The sequence below is a fragment of the Ideonella sp. A 288 genome, from assembly GCF_002198735.1.
Lineage (GTDB): Bacteria > Pseudomonadota > Gammaproteobacteria > Burkholderiales > Burkholderiaceae_C > Pseudaquabacterium.
Map to the genome: position 1 here is coordinate 1 of NZ_MWLO01000001.1, position 20,568 is coordinate 20,568.

At 61.7% G+C, this 20,568-nt stretch carries 5 protein-coding genes; 2 read left to right on the plus strand and 3 right to left on the minus strand.

The window, feature by feature from the left end:
- Positions 1–121 precede the first annotated feature (121 nt).
- The 3 genes from EOINJALH_RS00005 to EOINJALH_RS00015 are packed head-to-tail and all read right to left on the minus strand — an operon-like array spanning position 122 to position 3,556.
- Complete coding sequence (locus EOINJALH_RS00005; RefSeq protein ID WP_144289773.1) at positions 122–1,498, minus strand: lipase/acyltransferase domain-containing protein; 1,377 nt, start codon at positions 1,496–1,498, stop codon at positions 122–124.
- On the minus strand, positions 1,491–2,462 hold the full coding sequence (locus EOINJALH_RS00010) for a hypothetical protein (protein WP_144289774.1): 972 nt from the start codon (positions 2,460–2,462) through the stop codon (positions 1,491–1,493). Before EOINJALH_RS00010 ends, EOINJALH_RS00005 begins: the two co-directional genes overlap by 8 nt.
- Positions 2,459–3,556 carry a CHAT domain-containing protein gene (locus EOINJALH_RS00015; protein ID WP_144289775.1) on the minus strand — a complete coding sequence of 366 codons (1,098 nt, stop codon included), beginning with the start codon at positions 3,554–3,556 and terminating at the stop codon, positions 2,459–2,461. Before EOINJALH_RS00015 ends, EOINJALH_RS00010 begins: the two co-directional genes overlap by 4 nt.
- A 906-nt stretch (positions 3,557–4,462) precedes the next feature.
- Here EOINJALH_RS00015 and EOINJALH_RS00020 point away from each other — a divergent pair.
- Both EOINJALH_RS00020 and EOINJALH_RS00030 read left to right on the plus strand, forming a co-directional pair.
- Complete coding sequence (locus EOINJALH_RS00020; protein WP_088278264.1) at positions 4,463–11,950, plus strand: SpvB/TcaC N-terminal domain-containing protein; 7,488 nt, start codon at positions 4,463–4,465, stop codon at positions 11,948–11,950.
- Positions 11,951–12,414: 464 nt separating this feature from the next.
- Positions 12,415–20,199, plus strand: a complete 7,785-nt coding sequence (locus EOINJALH_RS00030) for a neuraminidase-like domain-containing protein (RefSeq protein WP_144289776.1) — start codon at positions 12,415–12,417, stop codon at positions 20,197–20,199.
- The last annotated feature ends 369 nt before the right edge of the window (positions 20,200–20,568 follow it).

The following is a 20,568-nucleotide window of genomic DNA, read 5'->3' on the forward strand; positions in this document are numbered from 1 at the left end:
TGGAAGTTCACTCGCCAGGATGCCGATCAGAAGCTCGGTCGACACTACGTTTCGAAACTTGCGTGTTGACGTACTAGGCACCCAAAGGTAGCGGTGGGACCCGGACTCGCGGATGCGGGACTTAGTCCTGCTGCACCATCAGCTTGGGCAGATTTTCAGCGATGCTTGTCCCCCCCGACTGAATGTCCAACTCGTATGTGCCGGCATATTCCGGGGCATCCACCATTAGTGCAAGCGAGTCGATGGGCGCGCCCTGGTAATTGACAGGGAGCCGTTTGACGATCGCAGGTGTGGCCATGGTGAGGCCATCGCTTCCGGTGAGCTTGCGCACGACGAGTTCGCCCTGCAACTGGACCGAAGGGGTGTTGAAGAACAGCACCACGGGCACCTTGACCTCGGGCGTCACCACCTCGTCGCGCGCGCTCAGCCGCACCCGATTCGGGTGCACCTGGGACGACAGAACGCCCTGCTTACCCAGCAGTGCTCCGAGAGTTCGCAGCACCTCGGGTGCCTTGTACAGGCCGCCGTGGTCACCGCCCACCGCGAGTTGCTGCATGCCGACAAAGGACGCGCTCCAGCTTGGCACCGTGCCATCGCCACCGTCGGAAATCTCCACACCGGTAGGCTGCGGCCCTTGGGTGTTGATCGCCCCGCTGGGGTTCGTGATCGCAAAGTTGGCCTGCACATTGCAGATCGTGTTCTGCCGCGTGCCGGCAAAGCAGAAATAGGAGACCGCCTCGGGCTTCTTGGCCACGTCCAGCGCTGCGTGAAAGGACGCGGCGGACTGCAAGTTCGCCACGTTCAAGCCAAGCACCTTTGCTGTGGTGGCCTGATAGGGGTTGGCCGGATCGAGCCGGGCCCCGGGGTCTGTGTTCCACAGAAATGGCTCGCTCGCAGGCGGCATGAGCTGGTAAAGGGCTGGGAACTCCGGCTGGTCGGCAATCTGCTTGACCTGCGAGGCGTTGAGGAACAGTCGCTTGATCTGGCCCAGGGCCGCGCACAAGGCCAGCGGCGCTCCGCGATGTGGCGTGCCGATAGTGACGAGGCGCCGCACGTTGGCAAATCCCGGGCAATTTGCCTTGCTGTAGTCGCCGGATTCGAGAAAGTAGCGGCTGACCAGCCCGCCCATGGAATGCGCCACGATGTCGATCACGAGATCGGTGCCATGGGCATCCCGCAAGGCTTTGACCTTGTCCGCCAGGCGCGCGGCGGCAAGCCTGTTGTCCTTGCGCCAGTCGTAGGGGCAGACCACCAGAGTGGGCCGGTCGCCGGCTTCGTCGAAGCCGCACAGCCCCAGGGCCTCGACAAGGCTCTCGTACTGGTTCGAGATGGCGACGGAGCGGATGATGTCGCCCACCTGCAGGTCAGGGTCGAGCAACTCCTTCATCTTGCTGTAGGGGAACAGCAGTTCGGCCGCCGATCCCGGCCAGATGAGTTCCTGCCCCTGGTACAGCTGCGAGCCCATGATGCCGGGCACGAGAATGACGGCTTCAGCCACGCTGGGTCTCCCTCATGCGCGCAAGCGCCGCAACGAGCCGCTTGGCCGCCTTGGCCTCGTCCTCGTCCTTAAAGTGCGTCATGCAATCGGGGTCGATGCGCATGCCACGGATGCTCTCCACCAAATCTACTCGGTTGTTGTTGAAATCGAAGATGCAACCACGCGTCTCGTCGTGGTAGTCCATGTCGTTGCGAAGTGCGAAGACCTGCGCGGCGACCAGCATGCCAATCGCCGCCTCGTAGGGCCGGCCCGCCTTGGCCGAGTATTCGCGCAGGTCACAGGTCGATACCACGGACACCTGTTCCTGCCCGGCGGCGTAGTAGTTCCACTTGGGGCCTTCCACATCGGCGAACGCAATCATGGCCGGGGTCAGGCCGATCAGCACATCCAGCTTGTTCTGCACCCGCACCGATTCGGCGAAATAGTAGAACTCGTCAGCGAGCATATTGCGCATCAGCTCGTCGGACTCACTTTTGCGCAGCGGCCGACCCAACTGCTGGCGCGCCCACAGCGTCAAAGGCTCCTTGGTTTTGATAAGTCCGGCGGGGACGGACGTCTGCAGCTCGAGGAAGACCAGCCGGTCCTGGCTGGTGTTCATGACCTTGAGCAGTTCCGGTAAACGCGACACCCAGGCCCCCAGATCGAGGATTCCTACGGTGGTCGCGGTGGTGCCAGCGGCCGCGCGCTCGGCCACCTTCACCAGCGCCGCCGGCAGGTAGGCGCCCGGTGACATGTGGGGCTTAGCGCTGCGTTGCTTCACAGACGTTGTGGCCACCGGCGTGTGAGCGTGCGCCGAGGTGGAGAACAGCGCTTCCACCAGCCCTGGTGGGATGCGCTCCATCGAGCCCGCTAGAACCTTGGACTGTTTCTTCAACGCCGAGCTCAGCGACGACTTGAGCCTCTCGCGGGGCGCCGTCAGCTCCACTGGCCGATTGACGATGCTGAATGGATTCTTCGTCTTCATTCGGCTTCTCCCCGGGGCATGAACAGCTGCGCGCCGCCAGGTAAGCGGTACAAGGCCGGGATTCCCCACTCCACCACGGCGCTAGTCTGCGGGATGGTCTTGCGCAGTTCGTCCTGCAGAGCGACGCGCCCCGACATCACCGCAGTGTCGATGTTGCCTTCGCGCAAGAGCCGTTGGTAGAGCGCGCCTACGAAGGGCGCGATCGACTTGGTAGGAATGGACGTCTGATTGGCCACCACCGCCGGGATGCCGACGCGCAGCAGGGCGTTGGCCACAGGGCCGAAGTCGTCCTTGATATTCCCTGCCCCGGTCAGGCAAGCGCTGAGGATCACCAGCTTTAAACCCTGTCCAGCGAGTGCTGTGGCCACCTGCGGCGCCGTCAGGAAGTCGGACTTCTTTGTCGCAACGTCGACCAACACCAGCCGGCCTTCGCCGTTGACGACACACCCGTGGCCCAGAAAGTGGAAGACGTCATAGGACTCGCCATCCAGGGCCCTGAGCAGCGCCTGACTGGTGGCTCCAGGGATGACCTTCAGGGTTGCGAGATCCTGGGTCTGCGCCTCGAAGGCACGCCGTATGCTGTGCTCCACGTCCTGCCAAGTCACGCCCTCCTGATCCACAGGGTCCGCCACGACCAGCAGCACCTTGAGCTTCTTGAGCGACTTGGCTGGCGACGGGTCGGCCGCGGCGCAAATGGGCAGGACCCTGACCACGCAGCGCTCACGGTGCGGCACCGGTTGACGGTCGACCGGCCGGATGAACTCCCACGGGATGCGTTGAATGTCCGGCTCGTCGGTGGCGATCTGGATGCTGACGTGGCCCGACGGCAGTCTGTCGTACAGGCGCCGAACATCGCCCTGGAAGATGTGAGTGAAGAGGCGATTGCCGATGTCGTCTAGCTCCTGCGGACTAGGTCTTGCGCCGCCCAGGGCGACCTGCTCTACCCGGTCCGTGAACCGGATGAACGATTGCATCTCAGGATGGCCGAGATCCAGCCGGCTGATTGCAATGTCAGGGCCGCGGCGAGCCAAGGCCAATGCTTGGCCTGGGGCAAGGCCATGAAGAACAAACAAGTCCATAGGTTGATCGGTCACTGTGGAGAGATCCTCTATACCTGTCGACGAGTCTATGCGTTGACTCGCACCATGGATACGCCTGGAATTGAAGTCGTGCCAGTCTTGTGGCGCTCAGGACGGAGCCTATGCATGCAATCCATCTTACGAAAGCGGGCCAGAACGGACTTGACGACGCATGCTCGATCTTCCGGTCTCGGGCGCAATAGCCAGCGAACCCAGTGTCCGGCGTGGGTCAAGATGTTGAGCTCGCGTCCTTGAGGACCGCCCGTTCAGCCCGCGCGGCCTCGAATGGCTGCTGTCGGCACTGGCCGCGAACAGGTAGTCGCGGCCAGGAGCCGCCGTCGACGACAGGCTGCTTGTTGGCGTTTCGCTTTGCACAAAACCCATGTCAGCCAGGACGGCCCCTTGCTCCAGCCCAGTGGTTGCGCGACGCGCGCTGCAGTCCGCCCATCGGATCAGCCTTCTAGTCGATGGGAAAAGTGATCTTTGCTCATGAGCACATCAACTCGGTGCACCTTTGCAGCATCGGCCAGGGTGAATCGGGTCGCGTCAAGGGTTCGCTTCGCCGGGCTTCGCCCGCCCTTGACCCGACCCGATTCACCCGCAAACGCAATAGTCAGACTGCCGAGAGCGGCCATATCAACACGTTCTGTACCTACTCCTGGCCGAAATAGCACCCCCTATGTTCTTGATTGCCGACCAGGCCTTGAGATGAAAGCCGCGGTATCATTTGGCTGCAATCTATGGCAGATTCCGTACTACGCCTGTTATGAAGTAGCAGGTGCCAGATCGCTAAGCTTGGTCTGAACGGGGGGGTATCCCGATGGGGCGCGTGTCGGCTCGACTGTCTACCGAGTTTGGATGGGGTCTGCCGCGAACTTGCGTCGCCTCTGTTGGCTTTGAACTCACTCCCTCGCCCTGCACATGAGTACCAAGGCGGGTAGCCTTACAGACCTGATCTCCTTGCCCAAGGGCGGTGGAGCTGTCAAAGGGCCGGGGGAGAAGTTCGACGCCGACCTTCACACTGGAACGGGCAATTTTTCAGTCCCGATAGCGTTGCCAGCAGGACGGAATGGATTCAAGCCTTCGCTATCTCTCGGGTTTAGCACCGGTGGCGGAAATGGCCCGTTCGGACTGGGGTGGTCCCTGAGTGTTCCTGGCGTATCTCGGCTGACCTCCAAGCGCATTCCCCGCTACCGGGTTCTGGGCGAAGGGGGCGGGGACACCTTTGTGCTCTCTGGTGCAGAGGACCTCGTCGAGGTACGCAACGATCAGGTGGCTGGTGAGACCCAGTACCGACCCCGCACCGAGGGCCTGTTTGCCAATATCACACGGCATACCAAGTCGGGCGATCACTGGGTCGTCCAGACGAAAGACGGCCTGACAAGCACCTACGGCCGCTCACCCACATCGACTGCTACGTCCCCATGCGTCATATCCGACCCGGACGACGCAGAGCGCATCTTTGCATGGCGCCTCACCGAAACGACAGATACCTTCGGCAACCGCATCGCGTACGACTACCTGCGCGACAACGATCAGACACGTGGCCACAACGGTGCGCAGCTCTACCTCTCACGGATTCGCTATGTCGACTTGCCAGAACGTGGGCCGGATCAATTTCTGGTTTCGGTCGAATTCGTCTACGACCAGCCGGTGAATCAAGAGGACAGTTCAACAGCTCCGAGCGTTGCGCCAGAGGTCGCGCCACTCGTCTCCCGCCCCGATCCGTTCTCCGACTACCGCGCCGGATTCGAGATCCGAACCCGCCGACGTTGCAAATGGATCGTCGTGCGAACGCACCCAACTGCCGACAGAAACGACGACTTGCTCGTCCACGCCTACGAACTTGTCTATGCCGACGAGCGCCGAGGTGAAGCCGATCCCGGCTCGAGCAATGGCGCATCGTTGCTCGCACGCGTCAACATCATCGGCTTCGATGACCGCGGCGTCGGCGTGCGCGAGCTGCCGCCGCTCGACTTCGGCTACTCCAGCTTTACCCCTGACAAGCGGCGCTTCATCACGCTCCAGGGCAGAGGGTTGCCGACAACTTCGCTCGCGAATCCCGACCTCGAACTTGTCGATCTGTTTGGCAACGGCCTACCGGACATCCTCGAATTGAGCGGTGAATCGCCGCGATACTGGCGCAATCTGGGCGACGGTCGATTCGACATGCCCCGCAGCATTGGCCAGGTACCCGCAGGCCTGAAGCTTTCTGACCACGGCGTCCAACTTCTCGACGCCGATGGCGATGGCAGAGCGGACCTGCTGGTCACCACCGCCGGTCTCTCTGGCTACTACCCGCTCGACTTCAACGCGGGCTTCGACCGCAAGTCGTTCCATCGCTTTGCTCAAGCGCCAACATTCAATCTTGAGGACGCCGAGGTTCGCCTGATCGACCTCACGGGTGATGGCATTACCGACGTGCTGCGATCGGGCACCTCTTTCGAGTGCTACTTCAACGACGCCACTGAAGGCTTTTCCCCCGAGCGTACAGCCCGCTTCCAGCGCGGCGCGCCCGAGGTCTTTCCGAACGTGAGCTTCGCGGATCAGCGTGTGAAGCTCTGCGACCTGTCCGGTGACGGCTTGCAGGATATCGCGGTGGTTCACCAGGGCCGCGTCGACTACTGGCCGAACCTGGGGTACGGTCGATTCGGCGAGCGCTTGACGATGGAGATTCCACAGGGACTGCCGTACCAGTTCGATCCGCAAAGAGTGCTTATCGGCGACGTCGATGGCGACGGCCTCGCCGATCTCATCTATGTTGCCGACCGCGAAGTCACCCTCTGGCTCAACCGCACCGGTAACGGCTGGAGTACCCCGTTGAGGATTGCCGGCACACCGCCAGTGAACTCGATGGTGACCGTGCGGTTGTCCGACATCTTGGGCACAGGAGTTCCGGGCCTGCTCTGGACGCGCGACGCTGCCAGCGATGGATCTCCGCAGCACTACTTTCTCGATTTCACCGGAGGTGTGAAGCCCTATCTGCTCACGAGGATGGAGAACAACCTCGGCGCCGTCACCCAAGTGACCTACGCATCCTCGACACGCTCCTATCTTCGCGACCAGGTCAGGCCCGAAACCCGTTGGCGAACTACGCTGCCGTTTCCTGTGCAAGTCGTGGAGCGCGTCACGGTGTCTGATCTCATTTCCAACGGGGAATTGACGACGGAGTACCGCTACTACGATGGCCATTGGGATGGCCAGGAGCGCGAGTACCGGGGCTTCGGCACCGTTGACAGGATCGATACCCGAGTATTCGATGGGTTTGCTGGCCGCCGGGTTCCCGGGAACGATGCGACGCTCGCCTCTCTGTTGTCGCAGCGAAGTTATGTGCCGCCCGTGCTGACCCGAACCTGGTTTCATCTGGGGCCGGTTGACCCGACCGAAGGCGGCCCATGGTCCGAGTACGATGGGTCGGGCGAGTGCTGGTCGGGCGATGCCCGCAACGATGCGCTGCAGTACCTCCCAGAGGCCCCGAACCCTGTGCCAACAAGTCACACGGCCGGCATCGACTCTTTCCTGGCGCCCTTGCCACGTAGCATCCAGCGTGACGCCTTGCGCGCATTGCGTGGCAACACGCTGCGTGTCGAGACCTACGCGCTCGACGGCTCGGCGCTGCAGGATCGGCCCTACACGGTCACCGAGCACGCTTACGCATTGCGCGAGATCGACGCACCGTTGGGCGCCGCGAACCGCAAGCGCATCTTCTTTGGGCACGGCGTTGCCCAGCGCACCACGCAGTGGGAGCGCGGCGACGATCCGATGTCGCACTACACCTTTACGAGTGACTTCGACGCGTACGGGCAGCCCCAACGCCAACTTGTTGTCGCCTGCCCACGGGGTTGGCGGCATTGGAGCGACGCGGCAGGTGCTGACTTTCTGTGCACGCTGACTCTCACGCGCTATGCCGCTCCACCGACGGCGGGCCCATACATTGCTGACCGAGTCATCCGCACCCGCAGTTATGAAGTGACTCAGACGAATGGCCGCCGCATCGCCGATCTCATTGGCGTCAATGAAGGCGACGCAACGCCCAAGCGCCTGTTCGCCGAAGGTCTAACCTTTTACGACGGTGCACCTTTCGAGGGGTTGGCCTATGGCTTGTTGGGTAGACACGGCGTCGCGGTGCGTAGTGAAGCGCTGGTGCTCACAGAGGAAATCCTGCAAGCCGCGTATGCTGGCCAGCGGCCACCCTACCTCGATCCGACCTCGCCATTCAGCGGCGCAGGCGCCTACCCCGCCGAGTTCGCGACCCGTTTGCCAAAAACGGCCGGCTACACCTTTCACGCTGCGGATGCGGCTTCCCCATATGCGGGGGGGTGGTACACCCAGGCCGCCCGCAGCAGTTTCGATTTCCAGCAAGCCGCGCCACCGCCCAGGGAATGCGGCCTGCTGCTGGCGCAGCGTGACCCGATGGGGCACACCACGCTGATCGCAATCGAAGACTACCGATTCCGCCTGCTTCCACAGCGCATCACCGGGCCAACCGGGTTGGTCACCCAGGCCGACTACAACCTGCGCTTGCTGCTGCCCGCCGTGGTCACCGACCCGAACCAGAACGTGATCGAGGTACGGTATTCGCCGGGCGGCCTTGTCGCGGCCACGTTCGTGCGTGGCAAGGTGGGCGCCCTTGAAGGTGACGATCAGGAACCCAGCGTCCGGATGGAATACGCCTTGCGCGCCTTCCACGATTCGCGTCTTGCAAGCCCCGCGTCTGCGCCCCAGCCAGCGTACGTTCGAGCGGTGCGCCGCGTCTACCACGATACTGACCCGGCCGACACCGGCGAGACCATCGAAGCCCGAGAGTACTCCGATGGGTTTGGCCGCCTGCTGCAGACCCGGACGCTGGGCGAGGCCGTGCGATTCGGGGATGCGCGGTTCGGCGGTGACGTTCTTCCACTCGAGCAGGACGACACCACGTCCCGCGACGCGTTCCATGGAACAGTGAACGATGACGCGAGTGAGCCCAATGTCACCGTCAGCGGCTGGCAGCGCTATGACGACAAGGGCCGTGTCGTCGAGAAGTTCGAGCCCTTCTTCGACACCGGCTGGGCCTACCGCCCGACCACTGGCGCCCTGCTCGGACGCAAGGTCGACATGTTCTATGACGCGATCGGTCGCGTCGTGCGCACATTGAACCCAGACGGGTCCGAGCAGTGCGTCATCCACGGCATCCCTGGCAACCTTGCCGACCCGCCGCTCGGCCCGCTCGATTCCGACAAGTTCTCGCCCACTCCCTGGGAGGCCTACACCTACGATGCCAATGACAATGCCGGCCGCACCCATGCTGGCCAAGAGCCGCACGGCCGCTACCGGCAGCACTACAACACCCCTGCCAGCGCAGAGGTAGATGGGCTGGGTCGCACCGTGCGCGCCGTCGCGCGGCACCGAGGCCCTCCGGACGCAGGGGGAAATCTGCCCCCGCTCGAAGACCACGTCACCCGCTCCACCTATGACATCCAGGGCAACCTGACGGGAATCCGCGACGCATTGGGCCGCCTGGCCTTTGGGTACCTGTACGACCTGGCGAACCATCCCCTGCACACGCTCAGCATCGATGCCGGAAGCCAATGGACTGTGTGGGACGCTGCCGGAAACGCCATCGAGCACCGCGACGCCAAGGGCGCGCTCCAACTCCGCTCCAGTGATGCACTCCACCGTCCCGTGCGCCTCTGGGCACGCGATGCGCAGGCCGAGGCACTGACGCTGCGCGAGCGCCTCTCGTACGGCGACGACCCGGCCTTTTCCGCCACCGCTGCGGCAACCAACCGGCTGGGCCAGTTGGTCCGGCATGACGACGAGGCCGGGCGCGTCGAGCTCGCCGCCTGCGACTTCAAGGGCAACCCACTCCAGACCACGCGCCGTGTGTTGTCGGACGATTTCCTGCTTGCGCCCTACCGCGCTGAACTCGCCCTGCCCGCAGCCCAGCGTACCTGGGCGCTGCCGGCTCCGAGCGTCGACTGGGACAGCGCGTCGGTCGACGCTGCGCTTGCGCCCGCCCTCGATTCGCGCAGCGCCTACGACGCACTCAACCGCATCGTCTGGTCAGATTACCCGCAGGCCGCCAACGGCGAGCGCTACCGGTTGCGGCCCACCTACAACCGTGCCGGAGCGCTGGAGGCGGTCGCCCTGTTGGGCCCGCTGGACGCCAACGACCGAGGTCTCATCCAGCCCTTCGTGCAGCGTCTCGCCTACGACGCCAAGGGCCAGCGCACCCTGGTCGCCTACGGCAACGGCATCCTCACGCGGTATGCCCACGACCCGTTGACCTTCCGGCTAGCGCGGATGCGCACGGAGCGCTGGGGGCCCGACCCCACCTTGCCTGCCGATTCGCCGGGCTATGCGCTGCGCGGTGCGCCGCTGCAGGACATTGCCTACCGTTACGACCTGGCCGGCAACATCTTGAGCATGCAGGACCTCACCCCTGGCTGCGGCGTGGCCAGACACCCCGACGCGCTGCTTCAGGCCGGCGACCTGCGGAGCTTGCTGAGCAGCGGCGACGCGCTGCTGCGGCGTTTCACTTACGACCCACTGTATCGCCTGACATCTGCCACCGGCCGCGACGCCGCAAGCTATGACAGCCTGCGGCCCTGGGCCGACCTGCCGGGAGGTGGATACAACAGCGGCAATCAAGGCGTGGCCGACCAGGACAATGCGCCGAATCTTTGCTCACCCTATGCCGAAGAATACGACTACGACGCCGCCGGGAATATGCTTGCCATGCGCCACCAGCGTTACACCCCTGGCCCTGGTGGCGGGTGGCAGATGGCTTGGTCACGTCGATTCGGCATGGACGGCCGCGCCCCTGACGCATGGCGCAGCGAGGTGGGGCAGCACATGTCCGGAGACTGGGTCGGCGCCCCCAGCAATCGACTTACACACATGGAGAGCCGGGCAAGCGGGCGACCCACGCCACCTGTCGTGACACAGAGCCACTGGTACGACGCCAGCGGCAACATGGTGCGCGAGCATACCGAGCGCACCTTCGAATGGGACCACGCGGACCGGATGAAGGTCTTCCGCAAGCACACCGGTACGAGCCAGCCCACGACTTTCGCGCTCTACCTCTACGACGCGATGGGAATGAGGATAAAGAAGCTCGTGGTCAATGGCGGTGACGCATACCGAACGACAACATTCTTGGGTGCATCCTTTGAGCATCACACCGAACAGAAGCTGGATGGCAGCGAGCGAGCAGAAAATTGTTCGTTGCATATCAGTGATGGCAAAAGCCGCATCGCCATAGTTCGAATTGGCCCGGCTTTCGCCAAAGACGGGGCCGCGGAGCATGCGGTGCAGTACCACCTTGGTGATCACCTGGGCAGCAGCATCGTGGTGGTGGCAGATGGCGGCGAATGGATCAATCGAGAAGAGTACTCCCCATTTGGGGAAACCAGCTTTGGGAGCTTTGGCCGGAAGCGCTTCCGATTCACTGGAAAGGAACGTGATGAGGAAAATGGATTGGGCTACCACGATGCCAGACTATTTGCGAGCTATATTGCGCGATGGATAAGTTGCGATCCCTCGACAACAAAGAGCCTTCACAGAGACGGGGATGATATCAACACTCAGCTTCTTTCGTGGAGTAGTTTTCAGTATTGTCATAACAATCCTGCTAGGTTTGTGGATCCGGAAGGAACTCAGGAGACCGATCTTGCTCAGGAGGTAGTCGATTCAATTAATCGACTTCAAACCACACTATCTGAGGGGAGTGTATCTCACGCGATAACACAGGCCTCTCAGGATATGGCTCTTGGGGAGGCTCAGGGAGCGACAGCGTGGAAGGATAGTGGGGAGCCCTATAAACACATTATGAACATTCAACAATCAGCTACTGCAATTCGCAAAAGCGTTTCAGAAGTTCGTGAGGCATTGACAGAACTCTCAGCTGAAGACTCCGGCGCCGCCAAAGAGATTGAGGAAGCTAGCTCACCTTTCATAAACACGGCAGTGAGAATAGCCGCGACTCTTGATGAGACAGTGGAGCGGGCAAACGAACTCAGGGCAAGTTTTCCGAACAGGCTTGCCGACTTCAGGATCACTGAACTCGACCGGGCAACTACATTCTCGGAAAGGCTAATTGGCACTGGAAGGCAAGTTATTCCAGAGGCCCTTGAAGACACTGATAGATGGAGAGATTACGCGAATCGAGTTCGCGAATTACCTCGGACGCTGGCGGGTGTTGGATCAACTATTGCCATCGGAGTCCGCCTGTATTGGATGAGTCTCAGCCAATCTGCCCTCAGAGTCGGTTCTGCACTACGCCCATATGCAGTCGTAGTGAGAGGTGCAATAACATCTGCCGCAGCGTTTGTCGCTCGCTTCGTTGGCACCGTGCTTGGACTATTTATTGTTTACGACCCTGATGCTTACAATAGCTTTATACACCCCGATGAGACACGGACCTAGTTCTTTTCTTGCACTAAGTCAAGGGCGACCAGCCAAGATTATTGCAAGCGGCACCGGCATCGCCAGCGGATCCGTCATCGGGCAGTCTACCGCCCCCAATGCAGTAGCGAGTACCTACAGCTCCTGCGCGCTATCAAAGCTAATGTGGCGGACAAGACGAAATCCTCCTCGCGTAGTTGCTGAACAGGATGGATCGTTAGTCCAGCGTTGCAAGTCCTTGCCAGAGCTGGCCTGCAGTAAGGATTTACGCCTTCCAGGCGCATTCCAAATCAGTGCACTGCGCATCCCCTGGGACAATGCCAACGTCGCCTTAGCAGACCACATGGCACGAAAAACAACCCAACGGTGAAGATTCGGAGCCCTCGGTCTGGTCGAAATCCACTGACTACTTCGTCGCGAGCATTGAGCGTTGTTGTCTCCAAACTTCTAGTTCACTACTGAAAGTAGATATGAAGCCAACACCCATGCGAATCGCCGGATTCGTCCTGGAGCGCGACACGCACGCCGCAGTACCCGACGCTGCTGTCAGTGCCCTGGTCAATGTCGGTCGCGAGCCGATTCAATATTTTTCGGAAGTACGGACAGGTCAGACTGGCGGCTTCGAATTCTTGCTTGACGATTCGGTATGGAACTCCATCCTGGAGAAGGATCCTGAGGCCTACGTCTTCTTTCGCATCAGCTTCGGGCCAGAGCAAAAACATGAGCTGGAGACGCGCAACTTTCGCCGCTGGAAAGCAAACAGCGGTCCGATGCACATCTATGTCGATCTGAGCGCACGACAGCAGTTGCGCGGCACGGTGTTGCACCACGACAAACGGCCGGCGGGGGGTGTGTTTGTAGCAGTGCACCTATCCCTCCCCACTGGACCGCGACAACTGCTTGCGGTGGCTACCACCGACGATCAGGGTCGCTACGAACTGGACTTCAGGGGCGGCGCATCGGGCGATGCCGCAACACGCCGCGAAGTCTGCGCGTACGTGACGAATGATCTGCGAGATTCGCTTGCCTGCAAGTCTCTCGTAGCCGGCACCGAGCCACAAACTGAGGTTCAACTCTTGCTGCCGCCAGCCGCCGACGCGCTGGCGAGTATCGGCGACGCACTCGAGCCGCCCCTGTCACCCAAGTTGCTGGATGAGCTGGCGCGCCTGGAACTGCGCACTGTGGGCAATCTGCGTGCCGCCGGCGGTGTACCGCGCAAGCTTGTAGCAGATGAGAACCTGGGTGCTGAGGCCGCCAGGCTCAACGCCTTGGTCAGCCTTTCCGTCACCGGTGCGCCGCTCAAGACTTTGGCGCGACTTTCCCGCGCGGGCTTCAACGGCGTCGCGGACCTGGCGCATCGCCCGGCGGTGGATCTGATTGAAGCATTGGGAGAACTGGCGACACTGCCCGAAGTGGAGCGCCTGCGTTCGCGTGCATCCTATGCTGTCATCGAGCTTGCCAATCGCGTGGCACTGAAACGACTCGACAAGACTGCCGGTGGCGCAACCAGTAGCGAGTTCACGGATCTGTTCCGGCTGACCTGTAGTTGCGACTGCGCCTCGGCCACGAGTCCGCAGGCGTATCTGGCGCACTTGCTGCGTTTCACCCTGCGTGTCGCGCGGTACAACGGTGTCAGCTTCGATGTCTCCTTCTTGCAGAACACGCTGCTGCAGCCATTGCGCGACCTGCCAGCCAGCTGCGACAGCACTGAACAAAAGGTGTCGCAGGTTCGAATAGCTGTAGAAGTGCTGCGCAAGCATTTCGCGCTACTTGGGCGCACCGTCGAGGCCACTGGTTCGCCCCTGTGGTATCGCGAGGCCGCGTACATAGAGTTGTTGCAGTACCTCGATCTGACCTACGACGAAATGCGTCAGTTGGCCAATGCTCCAGCCGATAAGAAAGCTGCGTTCATATTCACCAAAGGCTTGGGGCCCAACACGCCGCAGGGCACGCAGATCTTCGATGATGTCTTTCGAGATATCGCCGCGCCACTCAATGCGGCGGGTGCGGTCACCGAAGAGTGGCTGCAATCGTATTTCGGGCTGCGCAGCACCTTGATCGATCCGCTGCAGGTAGTTGCGGTGCCATGCCGCGCAGTCGCGGTGCGCCGCGAGGTGCTGCGCCTGCGCTGGACCGAGCTCGATGCATCATCCGCACGGCCGCTCGGCGCTATTCCGATCATCGACCCAGACTTGATCAACGAGGTCGATTTGTTCGATCGCGTGGTCGCTCTCCCTAACGACGACATCACGTTATGGCGGCCGATCGATTTCCTGGTGCGGAGGCGCACGGAGATGCAGTTCGCGGAGGATTTTGTTGCTAATCAGCTCACCGCACGCGTTGCAGTGCCGGTCGCTCAGCGCTTCAAGGACCTCTTCGCTGAGTTGGCGACCACGCAGAGTTTTATTCCCGGATCGGCGATTCCGTTGCCACCGTTCGGCTTTCAGGTGGATGGCAACGCGCTGGACTTCCCCGCGTTGAAACGACTCCGTGATGCCGCCCTTGCGCGCCAGGATGTTTCTGCGGAACTCGCAAGCTTCGGGATCTCTGCGGAAGACGTGAGCACGCTGGTAGCGCACGGTGAATCGCTGGAGCGGAATGAGCCGGTCACCAGCGTCGAGACGGCAACCGTGCGCCGAATCGTTCTTTCGCACATCAAGCGAGTGGGCTTCTGGCCGGAATGGGTGCGTCAGGAAGCGGCAAATGCGGCGCACGATGGTCAGTTGGTGCTGGACTCAGCGAAGTTTCGCATGCGGACACGTGATGGCGTCGCCGATGATCCTGTGTGGCTGGAACGGCCGCGACTCGCCGAGGGCTCCGAGCGCGTGTTGTGGGAGGACATACTGCGTTTCCGCGCTCAAGCCATCGCAAGCCTCGACGAGGACCTGTCCGCGCGCATCATCGCCTTTGAAGCACGTCTGCTCCCAAGCTTGCGCGACGGGCTCGTGAGCTTAACAGGCGCGGGCGGCGTGTATACGGCCGCAAAGGTTGACGCGCTGATCGACAAGTTCCAACTCGACTTCGCGGCCGGCAGCTGTCGGCGAACGACGCGGGTGTCGCAGGCCATCGAAACCCTGCAAAGTCTGCTGTTTGGCATCCGCAACGGCCTGTTGAACAACCCTGCATGGACCATAGCCGCCGCGGACTTCGACTCGATCTGGCGTTGGCTTGGCAGCTATGACACATGGTTGTCCGCGGTGCTCGCGTTCATATATCCGGAGGACCTGTTGCGGCCATCGCTGCTCGTCGATCCGAGCCCCGGCTTCGCGGACGCCTTGCAACGGCTTCGTGACGCAGACCCCATCTCGCCAAGTGACGCGGCCGACATCTACCGGGGCTTCGCCGCCTACATCAACGATGTCGCGAGCCTTGAGCTGCTCGCAGCCGGAACATACGAGTTGGCGGCACCTGCTGGCGGTGCTCGATCGGCCGGCTATCTATTGGCAGGCACGGTTGGCCGAGACGGGCACCGCTTCTACTGGTCTGTGGTGATCGAGAAGCCAGACGACAGCGGCGATCAAAGCTGGTGGCGACAGATCCCCGCTATGCAGGACATCGGCGAAGTGGCCGGCGGCGCAACCTGTGGCGACTACTTTGTCGTGCTGACCACTTCGACGGTGGCCTCCACTCGCTCACTGGATTTGTGGCGCATGCGACTGCCCGAGGTGAGTGTGCCCGACGAGGACTTGCTTCAGATGTCGGGCTCGTGGGAAGGCCCAATCGCACTTGAGCTGCCGAACAACCTGAACACATTCTTCGCAGTGACAGTTAGCCCCGGTGGACGCAGCACAGGGCCTACAGTCAGTATCGAGGCGGACGAGCTGACGAACTACTCGCGTCGCATTGACCAGAATGCGACCGGTTGGGCCGGCCGCTTCCGCATGACAAGCAGCCAACCCCTGTGGCAGCGGCTGGGCCAGAGTAGTCCGTACGGCATCGCGCCGGTCAATGGCGCCACCTTTGCCTGCGACAACAATGGCAGTCTGCGTGCGGTGCCAGAAGGGCGTTACGTGCTCGCTGCTGACGTGGACAACGACGGAGTAGACGAGCTGCTGGCTTTCGCGGGTGCAGAGGGATTCTGGGCCATGAAGTTGGTGATGGTCGGCCCGCGCGCGACCTGGCTTCCACTCGGCCATCGCCCTGCGTCGCAGGTTCTCGACGTCACGCTGACTAACAGGAATCATACCCTGTATTTCGCCGTTACCGGAGACTTCGATGGCGACGGAGTGGTTGAAGTGGCAGCGTTGACCGAAGCCAACGCCAAGCCAGGAAGCATCTACACGTCGTGGATGGATTTCTTCGTCAAGAAGTGGGACCGGGCCAGTGCATCGTGGATTTCGCTCGGTAGCATTGACAACGTGGCCACAGGATCGCAGCTGTGGCAGGAGACGGCGCGGATGACTACGCGGGCTTGCGTGGTCGGTCGTTTCACCCAGTCGCAACGCGACGAGATCCTTGTGGCTTTTCAAGACCTGCGCACCAACCTCGAGATTACGAACATCGCCGTGTTCGGTATGGTCAATGGTGTGTTGCAACAGGTCAGCGCGGCGGAGGCGGGCGTGGACTTCGCCATTGGCCCGGGGTTGTCCGGTGGCGTCATATGCGCCGGCAGGTTCCAGGAAGGCAGCCGCACAGATCAACTCCTCATGCAGGAGGTCGGGGCGGCGGCGCTCGCGACGGGACGCTTCTGGACGTTGCAGTTTCAAGCTGGTCGGTGGCGAAGCATTTCCAGTCTTGACGTCGGCGCAATCACGGGTATGCCGAAGTTGCTGGCCGCGGATTTCGACGGCGATGGTACGCAAGAAGTTGCGTTCGCCGACGACTCAGCGAGCATTCGCTTTTTCAAGTTCGAGTCTGGCGGTTGGAACTCAGCTCAATTCGTGGCGACGGACTCGCCCGTTTCATACTGGTCGGTTGGTGACTTTGCCGGCGATGGTATGCCCTTCATTATCGCAAAATGCGTCAATGAGCCGCGTGCGGGCGCGCTCGCGCACATCGATCAGTTGAACATCGCCGTCGCGGAGCAAAGGCCCGATCTCACGCTGGGCTCGGGTGTGACGGTGCGGGGACTGGTCGCGGGGCGGTTTGCCGGATTGCGGCAGCCGTCTGCAATCGCGGTGCTCGGCGACGGCTGCACGTTCTACGCGCAGTTGAAGACGACTCACTCGACAGTCATCGCGAGACCCTCGAATCAGCGGTTCAAACCGCATCTTGCCGCGCCTTATCGCTTGGACGAGTCCGGGGCGCAGTTCGAACTGTTGCCGAGTGCCGTGGTTGCAGCCGATAGCCTGCGGGCCTTCGAAGACAATCGCGCCAATCGTCCTCACCACCAGGGTTATCTGGAGGAGGCCTACTACTTCTTGATCGTCGAGATCGTGCTGCGCCTGCAGAGCGCCGGGGACTACGCAGCGGCGCTGCACTGGATGCAACGAGTTGCGCGGCTCGCCGGCGACGAACTCATCCCGCAGACCCGCTTCCTGTCGCTGGACGCAGAAGGTGCACTGGCCGATCGGCAAGACCCTGCGTTCGATCCGCTCGATGGACATGCCGTCGCTCGGCGCCGAGCTGGAGCCTACAACCGCTTCACGGTGACCACAGTTGTGCGCCTGCTCACCGACTATGGGGATTCTAAGTTCGCCTACGCCAACGCCGAATCGCTCGCTCCGGCACGTGAGCTGTATATCAGTGCGCTTGCGCTGCTAAGGGGCCACCCTTTCGCCATCGCGCTCGACGGATGCGCCGAGGCCATCGCGGCGCTCATCGCGGAGGTGGCTGTCAATGCCGGCATCGCCCAGTTGGTGTCCGATCTGCGCGCCCTTTCTGAGGTCGATGATGCCCTACAGCTCAATGAATTGATCGCGCAGATTCGCGCAACCGTCGCGAAGGATCAGACCGATGCACTCAAGATCTCTGCTGTTCGCGAGCTTCTGCTTACCGCACGTGAGCAATCGCAGAATTCGTCAGAGTCGTTCGCGGCGCGGATCGACAACGAAGATTCTATGGAGAGCGCGGCGCATCTGATCGTCCTGCCGGAGGTCCAGAAGCTGATCCTCGCCAATCTCGATCTCATCGACATCCATGGCTCATTCGGGCACCGCCGTCCGCCACGTTCTGTGCCATTGCCGCAGTTTTCTTACTGCATACCCGTCTCTTCGCAGCATCTTGAATTGAAGCGGCGTATCGAGCTAGCCCTCTTTCGTCTGCGGAACTGCCTGGACATTGCGGGCAATGAATTGGAGGTTGCGCCGGTGGGTGGTGCGAAGTCACTGTCGCCCGCTGATGCCGCCGCGGGCGGCCGTACGCTGAATCCACTGCCATATCGCTACCAGACTCTGGTCGATCGCGCCAAGCAGTTGCTGGAGATCGCACGGCAACTCGAGTCGACTATGTTGAACTACATTGACGCTGCAGAGCGAAAGCGCTACGAAACCATGAGTGCGCGCCGCGACCTGGCGCTGGCTAATGCGGGCGAACGGCTGAAGGCTGTCCAAGTCGAGCAGGCGACACAGGAACTCGGCGTGGCCATCCTTCAGCGCGATCGATCGCAGAATCAGGTGGACACTTGGGGGCAACTCCTTCGCGATGGCCTGAACGACTGGGAGATCGCAGGCCTGGCAGCGCAGTGGGCCAGTTTCGGCTTGAAGCAGTCCGCCGCCATCTCGACAACTGTTAGGTACGCGGCGACTCCGGCAGGCTGGGTGAAGGACATTCTGACGTTTGGCGCAGAGGCGTCTTCTACGATCGCGACGGCGCAGGCGGATGCGGCCGGCACGTTCGCGCAGGCCGCGTCGACACGGTCCGACTTCGAAAGGCGCGCGCAGACCTGGGCAAACAATCTACGCGATTCCCGGCGCGACGTGCAGATCGGCAATCAGCAGATGCTAACAGCCACGTTGAGGGTGCAGGGCGCTCAGGTCGAACAGCAGATCTCTAACCTGCAGGCCGCATTCGCCGCGCAGATCGTCACAACGCTCACCACCAAGAGCTTTGCCAACCAAGCGTTGTACGAGTGGATGGCCGGTGTGCTCCAGGGCACGTATCGCTTCTTCCTGCAGCAGGCGACTCAACTCGCGCGCATGGCCGAATCGCAACTCGCATTTGTACGACAGGAAGTGCCGCAGGGTCTCATCAAGCGTGACTACGTCAACCGTATGAGTGCGGACAGTTCTCCTAACGTCAACTCGGCTGCGAACGTGAGCGACTCACTGCGTGGACTTACGGGCGCGGCAAACCTGCTTCGAGATCTGTATCAACTCGATCAGTATGCGTTCTTGAAGAATCAGCGCAAACACGAACTCACGGAGACAGTGTCTCTCGCGCGGCTCGACCCGCTGGCATTCGCGCAATTGTCTAGAACCGGCCGCATGGTGTTCGAAACACCGATGTCGATTCTCGATAGCAAGTTTCCCGGCCACTACCTACGATTGGTGCGCCGCGTCCGAATGACAGTTATCGCGTTGATTCCTCCGAATTCCGGCATTCGCGCGACCTTGTCGAACTCTGGCGTGTCGCAGGTCGTCATTTCCAACGGGGACGAATTTGCGGCTGTGACGGTGCGCCGCGGCTACGAGGAGGTCGCCTTTACCGCGCCGGTGGATTCCACCGGCCAGTTCGACCTCGAGGCGCAGCCCGAGTTGCGTTTTGTCTTTGAGGATTCTGGCCTCGATGCTCGCTGGACGTTCGATCTGCCGCGTGCTGCCAATTCTTTTGACTATGAGTCGCTGGCAGACGTTCTGGTGACGTTCGAATACACTGCGCTATCGAGCCCGACTTTGCGAAAAAAGGTGATCGAGAATTTGCCGGCGCGGCGCGGCGGTACTCGGGTCTTCTCACTTCGCCAAGAGTTTCCCGATACTTGGTATGACCTGTGCAATGCAGGCGCAGCGCCAGTGGTTGCAAAGATTCGACTAAGGCGCGGTGACTTTCCGCCCAATCTCGATCACCTGCGCGTGACGCAGCTGGAGTTGTTGGTGCGATTCCGCGATGCTGTCACGCCCATCGATATCGAGTATCTGAGGTTCGCTCCACCGGCGCCGGCCCTCGAACTAGATGGCGGCGCTGCGCAACTTGACTCACTCGGTGTGGTCAGCACCCGGCGTGCTAACGGGACCGGTTGGACGGCGATTGTCGCGGGCGCGGCGACGCTAGAGCCAATCGGCGAGTGGCGTCTCAAGTTCGCTGCGACGGCGTTGCCGCTCTTTGCGTCCGGCGTTATCGAAGAGGTATTGATGGCAATCTCCTTCGACGGTGCTAGCCCAGCATGGCCGTAAGTCAACGGCTGGCCACGTGTTGACGCCGGCACCGATCTGAGCCACGTGCCGACCTTTTTGTTAATCCGTCGAAGCGTGGAGCAGGCCATTGACCGCGTTGACATTCCGCAGTCTCAACCCGGCTCACCCGGGCTCTATGCCGTTCCGGCCTGCCGTTAGGCGTTCACAAGATGCGCTGGTGGCTGCGTCCTCAGGGTTGGCCCTGATTCCGATGGCGCAACACTGACGCGTCGACCGGCGCTGGGCCGGCTGCAGTCTTGCGTTGCACCCTGGGCCATGGTGTTTGTGACGGCTAGTACGTTGACACGCAAGTAACGGAACATTAATACACTCTCTTCATCGCGAATCGATGCTCGGAGGTGTTGCCAT